This is a genomic window from Psychrobacter lutiphocae DSM 21542, assembly GCF_000382145.1.
Taxonomy (GTDB): domain Bacteria; phylum Pseudomonadota; class Gammaproteobacteria; order Pseudomonadales; family Moraxellaceae; genus Psychrobacter; species Psychrobacter lutiphocae.
This window is the reverse complement of sequence record NZ_KB907671.1, coordinates 14,147-16,595: the sequence shown is the minus strand read 5'-3', so window position 1 is coordinate 16,595 and position 2,449 is coordinate 14,147. Positions and strand designations below refer to the sequence as shown.

Here is a 2,449-nt window from a genome sequence, read left to right as displayed (position 1 = left end):
CTTGTATGCCTTCGGCGTCATAACGGTTGAGCCAATTGTATACGCTTTGAATGTTGGTGTCGGTTATTTGTGCGATGTCTTTGGCTATTCTGCCATCACTTTTTAGCAGTATAATGTGACAACGTTTTCGATAACTGGCTGTTTTTCCGTGTTTATACCCGTGGTCTAGTGCTTTACGCTCGGCATCGGTTAGTTCTACTTGTCTTATCTTCATGATGGCTTTTTATGTCTGTTATGGAAAATTGCTATTATAATGTATTTCTGTTCGATTACTTATGTCAGAATAGCAATCATTTATTTCAGTGTGTTATACCCCCTTTTATAGTCTGTTAATCTAGGTACTAATTATGAACCATGTATACCGTGTTGTTTTTAATCGCGCTTTAGGCGTTTATCAATGTGTATCAGAGATTGCCAAATCTCGTGGCAAGTCTTCAGGTAAGTCGGCGACTTCTCGCTCTGCTAATCATATATCAGCGACTTTTAAACTGACTGCACTGTCCGTGGGTTTAGGTATGCTTGGTGTGTCAGGTCAAGCGATGGCTGTGACTTATGATAATGGGCAAATTACAACCCCGTCTCAAAATCCTTTTTATGTTAATGCCGATACAGTGACAGGGGATGGTACAACTTTAAAAGTTAATCAACTTTATTTATCAAATCAGCCTACGCCATCTATTTTAGACATAAATAATAATGGTTTGGTAGATGCCCAAGTTACTGCCCTTACTAATAGCGGTACTATCAATATAGATGATGGCCAGCTGAATACGGTTGAGTTGGCAGTCGGCTATCAGGGCGCAGGTACTGTAAATGCTAAAAATGGGGCGACTATCAATGCGTCTACTCTGACATCACTTGGTTACCAAAATAATCCTTTGGATAAGGCAACAATAAATATTGAGGGTACAAACTCAACCTTTAATTCACCTAATATTTATATCGGTAACTCTGGATATGGTGAATTTAATATAAGTAATGGTGCTAAGTTAACTGGCGAGCAAATAGTTCTTGGTCGAGGGGGGGTTAGCAAAGGACAGTTATCAATAACAGATAGCAATTCAACAGCTACCCTACAGGATGTATTAATAGTGGGTGAGTCTGGCACTGGTATATTAGATATTAAAGATGGTGCGAAGTTAAATACAAAAGCAATCTCTGTAGGTAACCTTGCTGAATCGAAAAACAGTACTATCGATGTTTCAGGTCAAGGTAGTACGATTGATAATGACGGATTACTCCTTGTAGGTGATCTAGGTGAAGGTACACTTACTGTATCAGATGGTGCACGTGTTAATAATCAAGACTTTATTGCATTTGGTCGTGTTAAAGGAAGTCAAGGCAGTGGTGTAATAACTGGCGAAAGCTCAACTATCAGCTCTAATAGTGATATCTTAGTTGGTATATCTGGCACAGGATCTTTAACTGCAAGCAATGCATCTAAAATCATTACCAGTGAAGAGATTTATGTTGGTAGAGATGAAGACAGTAATGGCACCTTGCTAGTACAAGGTGAGAGCTCAAGTATCGAGGCTGCGACACTAACGAGCGGTGGAAATGGAACAGGTAGTACAACCATTAAAAATAAAGCCACTGCTACTATAAATGGCGTGACAAGAATTTCAGGATACGGAAATTCCACTAGCGAGCAGGCTAAAGGTTCTTTGACCATAGATAATGCTACTTTTAACTCTCCAGCTGTCGTTGTTGCATCTGGGGGCGAAGGTACGTTAAACATTATTAATAAAGGCATATTAAATACTCAAAATATATTTTCAAGTTTTGATACAAATGCCACTATCAACATAGATAATGGTGAAATAAACGTATTACCTCCTACTGACTCTGCCTTTTCTTCTACTCTTTTTAACAGCTTTGATGCAGCTGACACTATTAACATCGATCAAGGTGGCGCTACCATACGTAATGAGGCAAGAGTCGATATCATGCCACTTGCTGTAATAACAGGCAGTGGCAACTTCTCAAAGACTGGCGGTGGTAAGTTATTCATAACCAATACTTCTAAAAAATGGCAGGGCGCTACTAACATTGAGCAAGGTGTGTTGCATATTGACGGCAATTACATCATGCATGACGGTGAGGTACTGGGTATTGGCTTAAACAGCCTGACTGACTACGGTCAACTTGAAGTTAATGGTACCGCTGATATCACTAAAGGTACATTAAATGTTAAAGCATCTGATGCCTTAACTGGCAGTAATGAATGGAAAAATGTTGTAACCGCAACTACTCGTACGGGTGAGTTTGCATCAGTGACAGACAATAACCTGCTGATCGATTTTGAAGCGGATTATAGTGATAGCAATGCCGTACATTTAAGAATGGTTGCACCTACGCCAGAACCAACTCCTGTGCCAACGCCAGAACCAACTCCTGTGCCGACGCCAGAGCCAACGCCTGTGCCGACACCAGAGCCAACGCCAGAGCC

2 protein-coding genes are annotated in these 2,449 nt (G+C 40.5%); one reads left to right on the top strand and one right to left on the bottom strand.

What is annotated here, in order from left to right; genetic code table 11:
• Positions 1-214: helix-turn-helix domain-containing protein (locus tag H140_RS15670; RefSeq protein WP_019674046.1), on the bottom strand; the 214-nt coding region annotated here is incomplete at its 3' end.
• A 133-nt stretch (positions 215-347) separates the two neighbouring features.
• Between H140_RS15670 and H140_RS14710 the strand changes: the two genes are divergently transcribed.
• The coding region (locus tag H140_RS14710) for an ESPR-type extended signal peptide-containing protein (RefSeq protein ID WP_033427072.1) at positions 348-2,449 on the top strand (2,102 nt) is incomplete at its 3' end.